Annotated in this window: 16 protein-coding genes and 1 tRNA gene; 11 read left to right on the forward strand and 6 right to left on the reverse strand. The window is 60.6% G+C overall.

Annotation, left to right across the window (positions count from 1 at the left end; translation table 11 throughout):
- Nucleotides 1-7: 7 nt before the first annotated feature.
- Both tgt and queA read right to left on the reverse strand, forming a co-directional pair.
- Entirely contained in the window at nucleotides 8-1,123 is a 1,116-nt protein-coding gene (gene tgt / locus UF78_RS15795) for a tRNA guanosine(34) transglycosylase Tgt (protein ID WP_196298686.1), read from the reverse strand.
- Nucleotides 1,124-1,137: 14 nt separating this feature from the next.
- Complete coding sequence (gene queA, locus UF78_RS15800) at nucleotides 1,138-2,187, reverse strand: tRNA preQ1(34) S-adenosylmethionine ribosyltransferase-isomerase QueA (RefSeq protein WP_045163287.1); 1,050 nt, start codon at nucleotides 2,185-2,187, stop codon at nucleotides 1,138-1,140.
- Nucleotides 2,188-2,303: 116 nt separating this feature from the next.
- On the opposite strand from queA, the gene UF78_RS15805 reads away from it, so the two are divergent.
- The 3 genes from UF78_RS15805 (at nucleotide 2,304) to UF78_RS15815 (ending at nucleotide 3,637) form a co-directional block, all read left to right on the forward strand.
- Nucleotides 2,304-2,390: transfer RNA gene (locus UF78_RS15805), tRNA-Leu, on the forward strand.
- A gap of 440 nt (nucleotides 2,391-2,830) precedes the next feature.
- Complete coding sequence (locus UF78_RS15810) at nucleotides 2,831-3,043, forward strand: cold-shock protein (protein WP_003284681.1); 213 nt, start codon at nucleotides 2,831-2,833, stop codon at nucleotides 3,041-3,043.
- 96 nt (nucleotides 3,044-3,139) lie between these two features.
- Nucleotides 3,140-3,637, forward strand: a complete 498-nt coding sequence (locus tag UF78_RS15815; protein ID WP_045163158.1) for an RDD family protein — start codon at nucleotides 3,140-3,142, stop codon at nucleotides 3,635-3,637.
- Nucleotides 3,638-3,780: 143 nt separating this feature from the next.
- Here the strand turns inward: UF78_RS15815 and lptG are convergent, their stop codons facing one another.
- Both lptG and lptF read right to left on the reverse strand, forming a co-directional pair.
- A complete protein-coding gene (lptG, locus tag UF78_RS15820) occupies nucleotides 3,781-4,842 on the reverse strand; it encodes an LPS export ABC transporter permease LptG (protein ID WP_045163159.1) in 1,062 nt (353 codons plus the stop codon).
- On the reverse strand, nucleotides 4,835-5,956 hold the full coding sequence (gene lptF, locus UF78_RS15825) for an LPS export ABC transporter permease LptF (RefSeq protein WP_045163160.1): 1,122 nt from the start codon (nucleotides 5,954-5,956) through the stop codon (nucleotides 4,835-4,837). Before lptF ends, lptG begins: the two co-directional genes overlap by 8 nt.
- A 186-nt stretch (nucleotides 5,957-6,142) precedes the next feature.
- Here lptF and UF78_RS15830 point away from each other — a divergent pair, with 186 nt between their 5' ends.
- The 8 genes from UF78_RS15830 (at nucleotide 6,143) to rlmF (ending at nucleotide 16,130) form a co-directional block, all read left to right on the forward strand.
- Nucleotides 6,143-7,636: a leucyl aminopeptidase gene (locus UF78_RS15830; RefSeq protein ID WP_045163161.1), complete on the forward strand. Its 1,494-nt coding sequence runs from the start codon at nucleotides 6,143-6,145 to the stop codon at nucleotides 7,634-7,636.
- A gap of 22 nt (nucleotides 7,637-7,658) precedes the next feature.
- Nucleotides 7,659-8,078 carry a DNA polymerase III subunit chi gene (locus UF78_RS15835; RefSeq protein ID WP_045163162.1) on the forward strand — a complete coding sequence of 140 codons (420 nt, stop codon included), beginning with the start codon at nucleotides 7,659-7,661 and terminating at the stop codon, nucleotides 8,076-8,078.
- 122 nt (nucleotides 8,079-8,200) lie between these two features.
- Entirely contained in the window at nucleotides 8,201-8,569 is a 369-nt protein-coding gene (locus UF78_RS15840; protein ID WP_045163163.1) for a hypothetical protein, read from the forward strand.
- A gap of 169 nt (nucleotides 8,570-8,738) precedes the next feature.
- Nucleotides 8,739-11,603 (forward strand): valine--tRNA ligase, encoded by a 2,865-nt coding sequence (locus UF78_RS15845; protein ID WP_045163164.1) that lies wholly within the window; start codon nucleotides 8,739-8,741, stop codon nucleotides 11,601-11,603.
- A 352-nt stretch (nucleotides 11,604-11,955) separates the two neighbouring features.
- Nucleotides 11,956-13,335 carry a sodium:proton antiporter NhaD gene (nhaD, locus tag UF78_RS15850; RefSeq protein ID WP_045163165.1) on the forward strand — a complete coding sequence of 460 codons (1,380 nt, stop codon included), beginning with the start codon at nucleotides 11,956-11,958 and terminating at the stop codon, nucleotides 13,333-13,335.
- A gap of 76 nt (nucleotides 13,336-13,411) precedes the next feature.
- The gene (locus UF78_RS15855) at nucleotides 13,412-13,708 is read left to right on the forward strand and encodes a winged helix-turn-helix domain-containing protein (protein ID WP_045163166.1); all 297 of its coding nucleotides are present in this window, start codon (nucleotides 13,412-13,414) and stop codon (nucleotides 13,706-13,708) included.
- A 201-nt stretch (nucleotides 13,709-13,909) separates the two neighbouring features.
- A complete protein-coding gene (locus tag UF78_RS15860) occupies nucleotides 13,910-15,079 on the forward strand; it encodes a YbfB/YjiJ family MFS transporter (protein WP_045163167.1) in 1,170 nt (389 codons plus the stop codon).
- 46 nt (nucleotides 15,080-15,125) lie between these two features.
- Nucleotides 15,126-16,130, forward strand: coding sequence for a 23S rRNA (adenine(1618)-N(6))-methyltransferase RlmF (gene rlmF / locus UF78_RS15865; protein ID WP_045163168.1), 1,005 nt, complete (start codon nucleotides 15,126-15,128; stop codon nucleotides 16,128-16,130).
- Here rlmF and UF78_RS22690 read toward each other — a convergent pair whose 3' ends face one another.
- Nucleotides 16,131-16,562 carry a GNAT family N-acetyltransferase gene (locus tag UF78_RS22690; RefSeq protein ID WP_080890639.1) on the reverse strand — a complete coding sequence of 144 codons (432 nt, stop codon included), beginning with the start codon at nucleotides 16,560-16,562 and terminating at the stop codon, nucleotides 16,131-16,133. It abuts the gene before it with no gap.
- A 3-nt stretch (nucleotides 16,563-16,565) separates the two neighbouring features.
- Nucleotides 16,566-16,757 carry a hypothetical protein gene (locus UF78_RS15875; protein ID WP_045163170.1) on the reverse strand — a complete coding sequence of 64 codons (192 nt, stop codon included), beginning with the start codon at nucleotides 16,755-16,757 and terminating at the stop codon, nucleotides 16,566-16,568.
- Nucleotides 16,758-16,898: the final 141 nt, after the last annotated feature.

The raw sequence follows: 16,898 nt of genomic DNA on the forward strand, positions 1-16,898 counted from the left end.
GGGTTCGTCACGCAAGCGGCGGCGTTGGCAGGCCGCGCTTGGCATAGAAGGCGTCGACAAAGGCCGCCAATGTACCCTGTTGGATAGCATCGCGTAAACCAGCCATCAGAAGCTGGTAATGACGCAAGTTGTGGATTGTATTCAACATGCTGCCCAACATTTCGCCACATTTGTCGAGATGATGCAGATAAGCGCGGGAGAAGTGTTTGCAGGTGTAACAATCGCAACCGGCATCCAATGGCGAGTCGTCGTGTCGGTGTACGGCGTTGCGAATCTTTATCACCCCACTATCAGTGAACAGGTGGCCATTACGCGCATTGCGGGTCGGCATCACGCAATCGAACATATCCACGCCACGGCGCACGCCCTCGACCAGGTCTTCCGGCTTGCCCACCCCCATCAGATAGCGCGGTTTGTCAGCTGGCATCTGCGGTGGAAGGAAATCCAGCACGCGAATCATTTCTTCCTTGGGCTCACCAACCGAGAGCCCACCGATGGCCAAGCCATCGAAGCCAATCTCACACAAGCCCTCCAGCGAGCGCATGCGCAGCGACTCGTGCATGCCTCCCTGAACGATGCCGAACAACGCCGCAGGACTGTCGCCATGCGCGTCCTTGGAGCGGCGCGCCCAGCGCAACGATAGCTCCATCGAGCGCCGCGCCACTTCCTCGTCGGCCGGATAAGGCGTGCATTCGTCGAAGATCATCACGATGTCGGAGCCCAGATCTCGCTGCACCTGCATCGACTCTTCCGGCCCCATGAACACCTTGGCGCCATCGACAGGCGAGGCAAAGTAGACACCCTCCTCCTTGATCTTGCGCATCGCCCCAAGGCTGAACACCTGAAAACCGCCGGAGTCGGTCAGAATTGGTCCGTGCCACTGCATGAAATCATGCAGATCGCCATGCGCCTTGATCACCTCGGTACCCGGCCGCAACCAGAGATGGAAGGTATTACCGAGGATGATCTGCGCACCGATACCCTCTACGTCACGTGGCAACATGCCTTTCACCGTGCCATAGGTGCCCACCGGCATGAATGCTGGGGTTTCTACCGTGCCGCGCGGGAAGGTCAATCGCCCACGGCGTGCCCTCCCTTCGGTGGCGAGCAGTTCGAAAGACATGTGGCAGGTGCGACTCATTGTGAATCCTCGGGGCTACGGGGGGCCGGATTGCGAGTGATGAACATGGCATCACCGTAACTGAAAAAGCGGTAACCCCTGGCGATGGCCTCAGCGTAAGCAGCCATGGTTTCCGGATAGCCCGCGAACGCCGAGACCAGCATCAGCAGCGTTGACTCGGGCAGATGGAAATTGGTGACCAGCGCATCGACCACATGGAAGGGTTTGCCCGGGTAAAGAAAAATGTCGGTGTCGCCGCTGAACGCCTTGAGTATGCCGTTACGCGCAGCGCTTTCCAGCGAGCGCACGCTGGTGGTCCCGACTGCAATCACCCTGCCGCCGCGAGCACGGCACGCCGCAACCGCATCGACCACACCCTGACCGACCTCCAGCCACTCGCGGTGCATATGGTGCTCTTCTATGCGCTCGACTCGCACCGGCTGAAAGGTCCCAGCCCCCACGTGCAGCGTGACGAACGCGCTCTCGACGCCTTTTTCCTTCAGCGCCGCCAATAGTTGCGCATCGAAATGCAGACCTGCTGTTGGCGCGGCGACCGCGCCCGCCCGCTGCGCATAAACCGTCTGATAGCGTTCACGGTCAGCAGCTTCGTCCGGCCGATCTATATAAGGGGGCAACGGCATATGCCCGACGCGCTCGAGCAGGGGCAGTACAGCTTCATCGAACTCCAGCTCGAACAGAGCGTCATGGCGCGCCAGCATCAGCGCCTCCCCACCGCCGTCGATATGAACTTTCGCACCGGATTTGGGCGATTTGCTGGAACGGATATGAGCCAGCACGCGGCGATCATCGAGCACGCGCTCCACAAGCACCTCAACTTTTCCGCCGGTTTCCTTCTGCCCGAAGAGGCGCGCCGGAATGACCCGCGTATTGTTGAAAACCATCAGATCGCCGGGACGCAGATAATCGAGCAGCTCGGGGAAACCACGGTGCTCCAGCCGACCGGTCGGCCCGTCGAGCACCAGCAAACGGCTGGCACGACGCTCGGCCAGCGGGTGGCGGGCAATCAGCGAATCGGGAAGTTGAAAGGAAAAATCGGAAACTTGCATTTGAAAAAGATCAGCGCGGGGCATCGGGGGCGCAAAGCTTAGCGGAAACACCTCAATCTGACCACGCCGGACGATTGACCGACTCGCCTCGCATCCCTATACTGCGCCGCCACTGTGCCTCGATGGCGGAATCGGTAGACGCAGCGGATTCAAAATCCGCCGTTGGTAACAACGTGAGAGTTCGAGTCTCTCTCGAGGCACCATAATCAGACACCACAGGCAGCCGACAGCCTTTGGTACGGGAACCGCACAGCAGTAGCGGCATCACCCACAGCCCATGCTTCATGTATTGGGCAACGGCAACAGGCTCATCGAGCCCAGCTCAGCAAGGCGCCTGCTCCAGTCGTATTGAACGGTTGTGGCGTCGGCGAATCGCCAGAGCGCCCGCAACACCTGAAGAACGTGCCGATAACGGCGGCGCTTGCAGTGGACCACTCCATGACTCCGAGGGCTTGGCATCGCCCGGCGAGTTATCGTAGAGTGTGCCCACTGTGTTTGCATGGGTCGCCGTTGAATCGTGACCTGGTGCAGTAGATCTTCAGATCCGCTACATCCCGTTCGACTCTTTACTCCTTGCAACCAGTCTCCGCCTCCTGCCCGATGCAGGGGCGCTTCTACTATTGAGTTTCAAGGATACAAAGCTATGTCGAATCGTCAGAACGGTACCGTCAAGTGGTTTAACGACGAGAAAGGTTTTGGTTTCATCACTCCCGAGAGCGGTCCGGATCTGTTCGTGCATTTCCGCGCGATCGAAGGCAACGGCTTCAAGAGCCTGAAAGAAGGTCAGAAAGTCAGCTTTGTCGCCGTACAAGGTCAAAAAGGCATGCAGGCTGACCAGGTTCAAATCCAGGAATAAGCCGCTGCTTCGAAGAGCCCCTGATTGCAATATCAGGGGCTTTTTTATGCGCACGATTCCGTAGAATGCGCAGCTGCCTTTTCCATCGAGACGTCTATGCGCAACCATCCGCTTCGCCCGCAGGGGCAGTTTCCTCCGGCCGGCCTGATTCGCCGACTCGCCGCCCTGTTTTACGACTCGTTTCTCTCGATCGCGCTGATGATGGTCGTCACCCTGCTCTACCAGCAGGTAATTCTGCGCTTCTTCTACGGCAGCGAAGGGCTCAAAGCACTGGCGGAATCTGGAGGCCTGGATATCGATCCCGTACTTTCAACGCTCTTGCTATTCACCGTGTTCGCCTTTTTCGCCAAGTTCTGGACACACAACGGCCAGACGCTTGGCATGCAGGTCTGGGGCGTGCGGATACAGAATGTCGACGGAACCGCGATCGATCTCTGGCAGGCACTGCTTCGCTTTCTGATCGCAATTATGTCGTGGCTCGCCCTGGGACTGGGCTACTGGTGGATGCTATGGGACAAACAGCATCGCACCTGGCACGACATGTATTCGGAGAGCCAGGTCGTTCAATTGCCGAAGAACATCCATAAGAAATAAGCTAGAAGCGAAACAAGCAGCGCTGGGTTGACCACCAAGTCGCCCGGCGCCGTCTCCCGACGCCCCTTCGTCGTCCCGCCTTACCGCTCCTACGACCTATTTGGCTTCCTTGCCTCTGGTCCAGCACCCGTAGCGCCTTCCGGCTATCCCGCACGTCGCAGCAACCAGACACCTGCCAACGCACAAATACTGGCCGGCACCGCCACTGCCAACAAAGGCGAGAAACCGAACACTTGACTGGCCGGACCCAGCAGATCCTGCAGAATGCGGAACACGAAACCGACGATCACACCGGTAAAGATGCGCTGCCCGAGCGTCACCGAACGCAGCGGCCCGAAGATGAACGAGATCGCGAGCAGCACCAAGGCCACCGTTACCGCTGGCTGCAGCACCTTGGTCCAGAATGCCAGCCAGTAGCGAGCGTTGTTCAAGCCCTGGTCATCGAGGTAATGGATATAGCGCCACAGACCAGTGACGGACAAGGCCTCCGGCTCCATGATCACCGTACTGACCAGCTGCGGCGTCAGCTGTACGTCCCAATGCTCTTCGGCGGCTTTGGCAATCTCGGTATGGTCACCACGGAAATGCGTCGTGGCGACATCACTGAGCAGCCACTCGTCACCGTCGTAGCGTGCCCGACGGGCAAAGCTTGCCGATAACAGCTGCCGCTGCTCGTCGAAACGATAGCGGGTAACGCCGAGCAACAGACCGCCCGGCTGAACCGCGTTGATGTGCACGAACTCATCGCCCTGACGATGCCAGAGCCCATGCTTGCTACTTTGCGCTTCACCTGAACCCTGTGCCGAGGAGCGACTGGCCTGGGCGACATTTTCGCTCCAGGGCGCCACGTACTCACCAATCAGCACGCCGATCAGCATCAGCAGCAGCATCGGCTTCATCACCGCCAGCACGATGCGCCCGAGCGACACTCCGGCGGCCCGCATGACGGTCAGCTCGCTACTACTGGCAAGCGTGCCAAGACCGATGAGGCATCCGATCAGCGCCGCCATCGGCAGCATTTCGTAGGCCCGCTTGGGCGTCGTCAGCAGCACGTAAACAGCCGCATCCAACGTGCCGTAGCTACCTTTCACATCACCCAACTCATCGATGAAGGCGAACAGCAACGCCAGACCGACGATGACGCCGAGCACGGTCAGAATGGCCAGCAGCACATGACTACCGATGTAGCGGTCAAGCTTACGCATGAGCAGCTCCCGCCATGGCGCGACGCTTGTCGATCGCGAGTCGCAACGGTTCCCAGTAGAGCATCAGCATCCCTATAACAAAAAAGACTCCATGCACCCACCAGAGCCCCAGCGCCGGAGGGATACGCCCCTTGTCCAGCGAACCACGGGCAGCAATCAGCAAGGTCAGGTAAGCCATGTACAGGAGAATGGCAGGCAGCAACTTGAGGAAACGCCCCTGGCGCGGATTAACCTTCGACAACGGCACCGCCAGCAGCGTGACGATGAATACCAGTAACGGCAACGACAGCCGCCATTGCAGCTCGGACTGCAGCCGAATGTTGTCGCTGCCGAGCAATTCGCGGGTAGGCATCGCCTCGCGCTCGCTCACTTCAACGCTGATTTTCGGCTTGGGCAAAAGCACACCGTAAGTGTCGTACTGGATCGCCCGGTAGTCGGCCTGCCCGGGAGTGCCATCATAGCGATAGCCGTTTTCCAGAATCAGGTAACGGCTTCCATCGGGCTGAATTTCCTGGCGACCGCTCTCCGCGACCAACACAGACAGTCCACGCTGCTTGCCCGTCGCGCTGGAACGGTTGGTTTCGGAGATGAAAACGCCGGCCAACTCGGTTCGATCGGCGGTCAATTCACGGGTATAGGTCACGCGAGTGCCGTCGCGCAGGGTCTGAAAGCGCCCCGGAACCAGCGTATCGAACTCGGTCAACGAGTCCTGCTCATTGAGGATGCGATCCACCTCGGCCACACCCTGCGGTGCTAACCCGAGGCTGAGCCAGCCGACCAGGCCAGCAACCAGCGCCGCCGGTGCCAGACTGTAGGCCAGCAGGCGACGCTGACTCATGCCCGTAGCGGAAAGAACGGTCATCTCGCTATCGAGATAGAGCCGACCGTAGGCCAACAGGATGCCGAGAAACAGCCCCAACGGCAGGATCAATTGAAGAAACCCTGGCAGGCGGAACCCCATGATCATCAGCAGCACCCCCGGATCGAGGAGCCCCTGCGCCGCTTGCGCCAGGTATTTGATGAAGCGACCACTCATGATGATCACCAGCAGCACGGCGCTAACCGCGCTCAGGGTGACCAGCAGCTCACGGGACAGGTAACGAAAGACGATCAAACCGGACACTCCAGGGTTGTCAGGCTCCGGCGGCTACGCTCAAACTAGCCGCCAAGCAGCCGGTCCGCCCGCAACAGGACGTTGGACATCACGCAATACGTACCAACGCCCCGGTGAACGAACCACCGGAAAATAAGCCCGGCATTATCCTGCAAACCCGACTCTTTGTCTTGGGGACTCGACGCCATGGAATTTGTTGTAAAAAACACCAAAGCAGCTGCGGCAAAAACAGCCACCCTGGTCTTGCCAGTCGGTGAAAATCTACAGCTCGGCTCAACCGCGCAAAGCGTGGATCAGGTCAGCGGCGGCGCCATCAGCGCCTTGCTCAAGCGCGGCGACCTGCAGGGCAAGCCGGGTCAGACCCTCTTGCTGCACAGCCTGCCGAACCTGAAAGCCGATCGCGTACTACTGGTCGGCACTGGCAAAGAGGGCGAACTCGACGCTCGCCAATGGCGCAAGATCGCCGGCGCCGCGCTTGGCGTTCTCAAAGGGCTCGGCGGCAAAGATGCAACCTTTGCGCTGCAAGATGTACAGGTCAAAGAGCGCGATACCTATGCGTGCATCCGGATGCTGGTCGAAGTGTTGGCCGATGGTCAGTACGTATTCGAGCAGTTCAAGAGCAAGAAGAACGATGCCCCGGCGCTCGGCAAGATCACCATCCTGAGCGACAAGGCGAACCAGACGCAGGTTGAGCAGGCCACTCGCCACGCCGCAGCGATCACCGCCGGCATGAGTTTCGCCCGAGACCTGGGCAATCTGCCGCCGAATGTCTGCCATCCCAGCTATATGGCCGAGCAGGCCAAGCAGCTCGGCAAAACATTCAAAGGCCTGAAAGTCGACATTCTGGACGAAAAGAAACTGCGTGAACTCGGTGCCGGCTCGTTTCTTGCCGTTTCCCAGGGCAGTGAGCAGCCCGGGTGCATCATCGTCATGCAATACAACGGCGGCCAGAAAGGCGAGCAGCCCTACGCGCTGGTCGGCAAGGGCATCACCTTCGATACCGGCGGTATCAGCCTCAAGCCAGGCCAGGGCATGGATGAAATGAAGTACGACATGTGCGGTGCCGCCAGCGTACTCGGCACTTTCCGCGCCGCACTGGAATTACAACTACCGATCAACCTCGTCGGCCTGCTGGCCTGCGCGGAAAACATGCCCAGCGGCAATGCCACGCGTCCGGGCGACATCGTCACCACCATGAGCGGCCAGACCGTCGAGATTCTCAATACCGACGCCGAAGGCCGTCTGGTGTTGTGCGATACCCTGACCTATGCCGAGCGCTTCAAGCCGCGCGCCGTGATCGATATCGCCACGCTCACTGGCGCCTGCATCGTTGCGCTGGGTAGCCATACATCGGGCCTGCTGGGCAACAACGACGAACTGCTGCAACAGGTGCTGGGGGCCGGCCAGAAAGCCGATGATCGGGCCTGGCAACTGCCGCTGTTCGACGAATACCAGGAGCAGTTGGACAGCCCCTTCGCCGACATCGCCAATATCGGCGGGCCCAAGGCTGGCACCATCACCGCGGCCTGTTTCCTTTCGCGCTTCACCAAGGCCTACCCATGGGCGCACCTGGATGTCGCCGGCACCGCCTGGGTCAGTGGCGGAAAGGAAAAGGGCGCCACGGGTCGTCCGGTACCCTTGCTGACGCAATACCTGCTGGATCGAGTCGGGCAGGCATGAGCCAGGCGAGCGGAAACCGGGCATGACACGCATCGAGTTCTACGTACTGCCCGATAGCGAACCGGCAGGCCGAGCCAGAGCCGCCTGCCTGTTGGCAAGCAAAGGCTGGCAGCACGGCATGCCGGTATTCATACGCTGCCAGGACAGCCAGCAGTGCAGCGAACTGGATGAGCTGCTGTGGAGTTTTCGCGCCGAGCGCTTCATTCCGCATGAGCTCCACGACGACGATCCTCAAGCGCCCGTGGTGATCGGTACGGAGCAGCCGCCTACCGCCACCCAGGGCCTGCTGATCAATCTGTCACCCACCCTGTCGCCGCATACCGACCAGTTCAGCCGAGTGATCGAGATCGTCAACCAGCAACCGGAGCTATTGACCGTTTGCCGGGACAATTTTCGTCTCTATCGACAGCGCGGCTATGATCCAAAGAGAGTCGAATTGTAGCGAGCCTTCGGACGGCACGAACTCACCGACTCCGCAGCCGTTCGACGGCCTTGGCTATAGGGCCAATGCCCTTTCAGGAGCGCCACACCGCCTGGACGCTTAATCTCCGGAAACCACCGTACATGACGCAAACACCTCCCAATAAAGCCGCTCACCTGCTTGACGACCTGGAATCCATTCGCGCTCTGCTTGGGGATGAGGACCCTCCCATGCTCAGCGAGACACTTGACCCAGACAGCATCCCCCTGCTCTCTGAGGTCGTCGAGCGCGCGCCCACAGCGGCAGCTCAGCAAGAAATCGAGCCACGCGAGCCAGCCGTACGGACTGCTTTCCGCACCCTTGCCGAGCGCCACCTCGATCATGAGTTGCGCACCGCCGCGCAGCTGATTCTGCAAGATGTGATCGACGATTTCGTGCCGCAGATCGAAGCTGAACTGCGCAGTCGCCTGGAGGCGCGCGCCGAACAGCTGATCAAATCCCACCGTTCCTGAACGATCCGCCATGATTGCACCGGGGCGTCTCCGGTGACGTCCCCTCCCCACACATCGGACGGTTCATTCAGCAGTGCCGGATAAATGCCGCATCGCGGTTCTGCCCCTCGCGCACTTTGCCTTTATACTTGCCCGCTTTTCCGATCAGCCGTTCTAAGGGTCCCGCCGCATGGACAAGACCTACCAGCCGCACGCCATCGAAACTTCCTGGTATCAAACCTGGGAGTCGAACAACTATTTCGCCCCCCAGGGTTCAGGCGAGCCTTACACCATCATGATCCCGCCGCCGAACGTCACCGGCAGCCTGCATATGGGGCACGGGTTCAACAACGCGATCATGGATGCGCTGATCCGTTTCCGCCGCATGCAAGGTCGCAACACGCTGTGGCAGCCAGGCACCGATCACGCCGGCATCGCCACGCAGATGGTGGTCGAGCGGCAGTTGAGCGCGCAAGGCGTGAGTCGTCATGACCTGGGCCGCGAAAAGTTTCTCGACAAGGTCTGGGAATGGAAGGAGGAATCCGGCGGCAACATCACGCGTCAGATCCGCCGCTTGGGCTCTTCGGTGGATTGGTCGCGCGAACGCTTCACCATGGACGCCGGCCTGTCCAATGCCGTGAAGGAAGCCTTTGTACGCCTGCATGAAGATGGTCTGATCTACCGCGGCAAGCGCCTGGTCAACTGGGACACCAAGCTACACACCGCCATCTCCGATCTGGAGGTCGAAAACCACGACGAGAAGGGTCATCTCTGGCATCTGCGCTACCCACTGGCCGACGGCTGCAAAACGGCCGACGGCAAGGACTACCTGATCGTCGCCACGACCCGTCCGGAGACCATGCTGGGTGATGCGGCCGTCGCGGTGCACCCCGAGGACGAACGCTACAGGAACTTGATCGGCCGGCACATCATGCTGCCGCTGGTGAATCGTCTGATCCCGATCATTGCCGACGATTATGTCGACCTCGAGTTCGGTACCGGCTGCGTAAAGATCACCCCGGCGCACGACTTCAATGACTATGAAGTAGGCAAGCGCCATCGCCTGCCCCTGATCAACATCTTCGACCGCAACGCCGCGATCCTGGCGCGCGCGCAGGTGTTCAACATCGACGGCACGCCGAACGACAAAGTCGACGCCAGCCTGCCCGATGGCTATGCACATATGGATCGCTTCGACGCGCGCAAGGCCATCGTCGCCGAATTCGAAGCCATGAGTCTGCTGGAAAAGATCGACGATCACGCGCTCAAGGTCCCGCGCGGCGACCGGTCCGGCACCATCATCGAGCCCTGGCTGACCGACCAGTGGTACGTCTCGACCAAGCCATTGGCCGAGAAAGCGATCAAGGCCGTCGAGAGCGGCGAAATCCAATTCGTGCCTAAACAGTACGAGAATATGTACTTTAGCTGGATGCGCGATATCCAGGACTGGTGCATCAGCCGCCAGCTCTGGTGGGGGCACCGCATCCCAGCCTGGTACGACGAAGCCGGCAACGTCTACGTCGGCCGGGACGAGGCGGAGGTTCGCAGTAAGTACAACCTTTGCAACAACGTCGAGTTGCGTCAGGACGAAGACGTGCTGGACACCTGGTTCAGCTCCGGCCTGTGGACCTTCTCCACCCTCGGCTGGCCCGAGCAGACCGAATTTCTCAAGACGTTCCACCCGACCGACGTACTGGTTACCGGCTTCGACATCATCTTCTTCTGGGTCGCCCGCATGATCATGCTGTCGACTCACCTGACCGGGCAGATCCCGTTCAAGACCGTCTATGTGCACGGTCTGGTCCGCGATGGACAAGGGCAGAAGATGTCCAAATCCAAGGGTAACGTGCTCGACCCGCTGGACATCGTCGACGGGATCGAGCTGGACGCGCTGCTGCAAAAGCGCACCAGCGGCATGATGCAGCCCAAGCTTGCCGAGAAGATCGCCAAGCAGACCCGCGCCGAGTTCCCTGAAGGCATCGCCAGCTACGGCACCGACGCCCTACGCTTCACCTTCTGCTCGCTCGCTTCGACCGGCCGCGACGTGAAGTTCGACATGGGGCGCGTCGAGGGTTACCGCAACTTCTGCAACAAGATCTGGAACGCCGCCAACTTCGTCTTCGAGAACACCGAAGGCCAGGATACCGGCGTCAATGGCGAACCGGCGACCGGCGCTCCGGCGGCCGACGCTTCGGTGGAGCTGTCGTCAGTGGATCGCTGGGTCATTTCCGCACTGCAGCGCACCGAAGCCGAAGTTACTCGTCAGCTCGAGGCCTTCCGCTTCGATCTGGCCGCCCAAGCGCTCTACGAGTTCATCTGGGACGAGTACTGCGCCTGGTACCTGGAGCTGGTCAAGCCCGTGCTCTGGGACGAAAACGCCAGCCTGGAACGTCAGCGAGGCACACGCCGCACGCTGGTGCGCGTGCTGGAGACCGCCCTGCGCCTGGCCCATCCGTTCATGCCTTTCATCACGGAAGAAATCTGGCAGCGGGTCGCACCGCTGGCAGGCAAATCCGGTCCAACCCTGATGCTGCAACCCTGGCCGCAATTCAACCCGGAGCGTCTCGACGAGGCGGCTGAAGGCGATATCGAGTGGGTCAAGGCGTTCATGCTCGGCATTCGCCAGATCCGTGGCGAAATGAACATCTCCATGGCCAAGCGGATCGACGTCGTGCTTGGCAACGCTTCCGATACGGACCGGCGTCGTCTGGCGGACAACGAGCCGCTGCTGAAGAAGCTGGCCAAGCTCGAAAGCGTCCGCATCCTCGGTGTCGGCGAAGAGCCGCCGCTGAGCGCCACGGCACTGGTCGGCGACATGCAGGTGCTGGTGCCGATGGCCGGGCTGATCGACAAGGACGCTGAACTCGCCCGCCTCGACAAGGAAATCGGCAAGCTCGAGGGTGAGGTCAAGCGCGTTGGCGGCAAGCTCGGTAATGCCGGTTTCGTCGACAAGGCGCCAGCCGAGGTGATCGACAAGGAGCGCGCCAAGCTGGCCGAGGCCGAACAGGCAAAAGCCCAACTTCTGGAACAGCGCGAGCGTATCGCCAGCCTGTAACCAAACAGAAGGCCAGCGCGTGATGTGCTGGCCTTTTTTGTTTAGGCCTTTGCACTTGATTGATGACAAGTAAAAACCGATGTGGCCGATACACTATCCGCACACGGACATTAACAATTAACAATTTATAGTTGGCAGGCCTAACTCGCAGAGCGCTCCACGACATGAAATATGCACGAGTCGTCACGCCGTGACGGAGGGACCGTGCAACCGTTCACACGCTGGCGCCAGCCTTTCGTTTTGCGGTTTCGCTTCATGCTTCGCATAGCCGTTTGCCCATCTTGAGCCTGCCACTGCCGAATCGTCGGCACTGCCGACGAGCCGGTTTGGTTTCTCAATATGGAGCCCTCCGATGTACGTACTCATGGCTGTCGTGTTTTTTATCGGCTATCTCTGCATAGCCTTAGAACACCCGTTGAAGATAGACAAGGCAGCGCTGGCGATTCTCACCGCCGTGATTTGCTGGACACTTCTCGTGCTGGGTGCCGACTCGATCATCCCGCACATACAAGGCGGGCACGAAACGGCTAGTCCGGCCGAGACGGTCGTCGAGTCATTGCGGCACCATCTCGGTGAGATCTCGGAGATCCTGTTTTTTCTGCTCGGCGCCATGACCATCGTCGAACTGATCGATTCCCACGAAGGGTTCAAGGTGATCACCGATCGCATCCAGACCCGCAAGCGCGTGCATCTGTTGTGGATCATCGGCTTCCTGACCTTCTTCCTCTCCGCCGCGCTGGACAACCTGACCACCACCATCGTGATGGTCTCGCTACTGCGCAAGCTGATTCGTGGCCGACCGGAACGTTGGCTGTTCGTAGGCGTCGTGGTTATCGCAGCCAACGCCGGTGGTGCCTGGTCGCCGATTGGCGACGTCACCACCACCATGCTCTGGATTGGTAACCAGATCACCGCGTCCGGCGTCATCGTCGGGTTGTTTTTGCCGAGTCTGGTATGCCTGATGGTGCCGCTGTTGATCCTCAGCTTTCGTTTGCGCGGTGAAGTGCCCCGCCCTGGCGCCCGCGCGCATTTGGCTGAAAGCAATCCGCCAGCCACGACGGCGTTCGAGCGCAATCTGGTACTGGCACTTGGCCTCGGAGCGCTGGTGTTCGTCCCCATTTTCAAAACGGTCACGCATCTGCCGCCGTACATGGGCATCCTGTTCGGGCTTGGAATCCTCTGGATTACCACCGAGTTCCTGCACCGTCACAAGGAGGACGATCACAAGCATCCGCTGTCGGTCGTCGGTGTGCTGCGCAAGGTGGACACGCCAAGCGTACTGTTCTTTTTGGGTATCCTGCTGGCGGTCGCAGCATTAGCCACGGCCGGTCACCTGACCCAGGTCGCTACGATATTGCGCGAGTCCCTTGGCCATATTTATCCGATCAATTACACCATTGGCCTGCTCTCGGCAGTGGTGGACAACGTGCCACTGGTAGCCGGCGCGATGAAGATGTACCCGCTGGTCAACCCCGTGACGCTGGCTGCCGCCACGCCGGAAGAGTCGACCTGGCTGTCTCAGTTCGTGGTCGACGGGAATTTCTGGGAAATGCTCGCCTACTGCGCCGGTACCGGCGGCAGCACGCTGATCATCGGTTCGGCGGCAGGCGTAGCGGCCATGGGCATGGAAAAGATCAGCTTCACCTGGTACGTCAAACGAGTCAGCCTGCTGGCCTTCCTCGGATACACGGCCGGAGCCGTCACCTATATCGGTCTGCTCGCATTGCGCTGAACGGCACACTACTATCCTGGCCCGTCGCCACGACGCGGTATTGAGCGGGCCGGACTTTCATAGCAATGGAATCGAGATGACCGTCAGCAAGACCAAAAGCAGTTTCTATCGCCGCCTCTATGTCGCATGGTTGATCGACACTGGAGCGGCCACCAACGTGCCAGCGCTGGTCGCCGCAACCGGCATGCCAAGGCGCACCGCACAAGACACCCTGGCCGCGCTATCCGACCTCGATATCGACTGCCGCTTCATCCAAGAGGACGGCGAACGCCACAACGCCGGCTGCTATCGCATCCATGACTGGGGCGCGGTCGATAGGCAGTGGATCGAGCGCAACCTGTCCCGAATCAAAACCGTACTCGACTATCCTTGAAAGCAGCGCAATCCGGGCCGATCCCGTCTGCTCGGTGGGTGTCACTCACCAACGTTCACGCTAAGGATGGAGTATGTGGGATACCGGGAGTCGTCTTCGCCAGGTGGATCTGCTGGCTGGTCGCCCCGCCATAGGTAGCGTGGTCGTTTGCCTCAGCAGCCGCTAAGCTGTGATCCCTTTTCGCTGATAGTCCACATCTCGATGTCTCGACGCCCCGCCCTGTTTCCGGTCCTGTTGGCCGGCGCCATCTTGCTGCTGGTCGTTCACGGGCTGGGCCGTTTCGTCTACACCCCGCTACTTCCGTGGCTGGTGGAGGACGGCCTGCTGACGGTACGAGAAGGCGCCAGTATCGCCACTTGGAATTATCTGGGCTATCTCATCGGCGCATTATTGGCGTTACGCTGGCACCGCGTCGCGCAAATCCGCCGCAGTCTGCCTTGGGCCCTGGTGGTGCATGTACTCAGTACGCTGGCGCAAACCCAGGCCGATTCAGCCGATGCGCTTTCGGCGCTTCGTCTACTCAATGGAATCAGCAACGGGCTGGTCTTCGTTCAGGCACCTTCGCTGATTCTCGAGTGGCTGGCGCGCCAGCAGCGTGTGTCATCCAGCGGGCTGGTGTACCTGGGTGCCTGTGTTGGGCTGATTCTCTCCAGTCTGCTGGTCAGCCTTAGCAATGGCGTGCTGACAGGTGCGGACCGCTGGTGGCCGGCGGCGCTGCTGTCCTTACCCTTGGCATGGTGGGGCTGGCGGCAGCTAGCTCGCCTGGACATGCCGGAAACGCCCCTCGCCGACGAATCGGAACACGTGCCGAGCGGGCGCCTGCTGGACCGCGCCAGTACACCGCTGTTTCTGTCCTACGCCGGGGCCGGCATGGGCTACATCCTGCCGATGACGTTTCTGCCGATGGTCGCGCGTCTGCAGGTCGAGCCCGGCGACCTGCTCATCGAGAGCAGCTGGCTGGTGGTTGCACTCGCAACGCTGCCCTCCCCCTGGTTGTGGAACCGCCTCGGTGCTCTGCTGGGCGATGTGCTGGCCTTGCGCTTGAGCTATGTCGCTCAACTACTCGGCGTGCTGGCAGCACTGTTGCTGCCGGGTGCGTCAGGCATTCTGCTTTGCGCCGTACTGGTCGGCGGTACCTTTCTCGGCACGGTCCTGCTGACCCAGCGCTTGGCACGCGCACTGCACCCGCACCAGGGCCCGCGGCTATCGGCGGCACTGATTGCGCTCTACAGCCTGACTCAGTTGGCCGGCCCTTGGCTTACGGGTATCTGGCTTTCCATGGGGGGCTCGCTGCACAGCGCATTCTGGCTCGGTGCCGGCGCGCTGCTCTGGGGCCTGGGCTGGATGCTGCAGGTTCCACGTCGCGCCTGAAAGCTGTGGGACAATGCCGGTTTTCACCGTTACAAGCAGCCGAAAAATGACCGTCCGCAAATCCGTCAACCCGCCAGCACGGGCCGCCAAATCAGCTGAAGGCAAGGCCACCCTGCATCCGCGTAACCGCCATAGCGGACGCTACGACTTTCCCGCACTGATCGCTGGCAGCCCAGAGCTGGCCGAGTTCGTGATCATCAACCCCTACGGCAAGCAGAGCATCGATTTCGCCAACCCGGATGCCGTACGCGTGTTCAACCGCGCCTTGCTCAAGCAATTCTACGGGATCGCGCATTGGGACATTCCGCCAGGCTATCTATGCCCGCCGATCCCTGGGCGGGCCGACTACCTGCATGGTCTGGCCGACCTGCTGGCGGACGAAAACGCTGGTGAAATCCCTCGCGGCATGCGCATTCATGCGCTGGACATCGGTACCGGTGCAAACTGCATTTACCCACTGATCGGTGTGCGCGAGTACGGCTGGCGCTTTACCGGCACGGACATCGACGTGATAGCCCTGGCTTCGGCGCGTACCATCATCGCGGCGAACAAGCTGGGCAAAAGCATCGCGTTGCGCCAGCAGAGCGATCCAGGGCATATCTTCGAACACTTAATACAGCGTGACGATCGCTTCGACATCACGCTCTGCAATCCTCCCTTTCATGCATCACAAGCCGAGGCGAGCAGTGGCAGCCAACGCAAATGGCGCAACCTCGGCAAACTCGACCCCAAGCGCAAATTGCCGGCCCTCAACTTCGGCGGCCAGGCGGCGGAGCTGTGGTGCGAAGGGGGCGAGGCGGCATTCATTGCCCGGCTGGCGGACGAAAGCCGCGGCGTGGCGCAACAGGTCTGCTGGTTCAGCACGCTGGTGTCCAAGGGTGGCAATGTGCAGCCGTTGCAGGCGCGCCTGAAAAAGCTCGGAGCCCAGCAGATACGCCTATCGGACATGGCACAAGGGCAGAAGCGCAGTCGCTTCGTCGCCTGGACCTTTCTGGCCGAAGAACAACAGCGCGAGTGGCGCGCGACGCGTTGGATGCGCCAGCCGACCTGATCAGCTCAGCGGGCGACGGAAGTACCTGGGCGCATCCTCGTAGCCCAGTCGCGCATAGAAGCGATGAGCCCCTTCGCGACGAACATCGCAATGAAGCTCCATGCGATCGCAACCGCGCGCTCGGGCGCGCTGCTCGGCAGCCTGCACCAGCCGTTCACCGGTCCCCTGGCTGCGCGCCGTCGAGTCGACACACAGATAGCTGATTCGGCAGAAGTCGCCTTCGAGCGCCAACTGGACGATGAAGTGCAGGGAAATGAAGCCGAGCAGTTGCCCCTCACCTCCTTCGGCTACCAGCAGGCAGGCATCGGCATGATTCAGGTGCTGCTGAAGGCGACGCTCGATGACGTCATCGTTTGCCGGGTAGCCAAGCTCGCCGAGCAGGCGGGCTATTGCTGATGCATCAGTACGGCGCGCGTCGCGCACATGGGGCATTGCTCAGACCGCCACGTCCCAGAGCTGCTTGTTCTTCAGCGCCATGGTCTGGATGTAACGTGGCTCACCGTTGATCTCTTCCAGTTCGGTCATGCCGGCGAGTTCGCCGACCACGCGGTAGCGCTTGCCGACGCGCTTGTCCTGCAGTGGATAGAGCTGAGCGATTTGTTGGGCGAGTTCGGTAAGAGTGGACATGGTTCGGTGGCTCCAGATAACTGCATGCCGCAGCTTTTTACAGGCATTAGATGACGGTTACGCGACAGTTTCATTCGTCTCGCTTGTTGGAGCCATCTTTGGCTGATTGATTCCTTAGCCAGCGCAAAAACTGCCCAAACG

The organism is Stutzerimonas stutzeri, from assembly GCF_000952685.1.
Classification (GTDB): domain Bacteria; phylum Pseudomonadota; class Gammaproteobacteria; order Pseudomonadales; family Pseudomonadaceae; genus Stutzerimonas; species Stutzerimonas stutzeri_E.

Bases quoted from the DNA above. Each gene is read 5' to 3' on its own strand.
- tgt (WP_196298686.1), bottom strand. From the start codon at position 1,123: ATGTCTTTCGAACTGCTCGCCACCGAAGGGAGGGCACGCCGTGGGCGA.
- queA (WP_045163287.1), bottom strand. From the start codon at position 2,187: ATGCAAGTTTCCGATTTTTCCTTTCAACTTCCCGATTCGCTGATTGCC.
- UF78_RS15810 (WP_003284681.1), top strand. From the start codon at position 2,831: ATGTCGAATCGTCAGAACGGTACCGTCAAGTGGTTTAACGACGAGAAA.
- UF78_RS15815 (WP_045163158.1), top strand. From the start codon at position 3,140: ATGCGCAACCATCCGCTTCGCCCGCAGGGGCAGTTTCCTCCGGCCGGC.
- lptG (WP_045163159.1), bottom strand. From the start codon at position 4,842: ATGCGTAAGCTTGACCGCTACATCGGTAGTCATGTGCTGCTGGCCATT.
- UF78_RS15830 (WP_045163161.1), top strand. From the start codon at position 6,143: ATGGAATTTGTTGTAAAAAACACCAAAGCAGCTGCGGCAAAAACAGCC.
- UF78_RS15835 (WP_045163162.1), top strand. From the start codon at position 7,659: ATGACACGCATCGAGTTCTACGTACTGCCCGATAGCGAACCGGCAGGC.
- UF78_RS15840 (WP_045163163.1), top strand. From the start codon at position 8,201: ATGACGCAAACACCTCCCAATAAAGCCGCTCACCTGCTTGACGACCTG.
- UF78_RS15845 (WP_045163164.1), top strand. From the start codon at position 8,739: ATGGACAAGACCTACCAGCCGCACGCCATCGAAACTTCCTGGTATCAA.
- nhaD (WP_045163165.1), top strand. From the start codon at position 11,956: ATGTACGTACTCATGGCTGTCGTGTTTTTTATCGGCTATCTCTGCATA.
- UF78_RS15855 (WP_045163166.1), top strand. From the start codon at position 13,412: ATGACCGTCAGCAAGACCAAAAGCAGTTTCTATCGCCGCCTCTATGTC.
- UF78_RS15860 (WP_045163167.1), top strand. From the start codon at position 13,910: ATGTCTCGACGCCCCGCCCTGTTTCCGGTCCTGTTGGCCGGCGCCATC.
- rlmF (WP_045163168.1), top strand. From the start codon at position 15,126: ATGACCGTCCGCAAATCCGTCAACCCGCCAGCACGGGCCGCCAAATCA.
- UF78_RS22690 (WP_080890639.1), bottom strand. From the start codon at position 16,562: ATGCCCCATGTGCGCGACGCGCGCCGTACTGATGCATCAGCAATAGCC.
- UF78_RS15875 (WP_045163170.1), bottom strand. From the start codon at position 16,757: ATGTCCACTCTTACCGAACTCGCCCAACAAATCGCTCAGCTCTATCCA.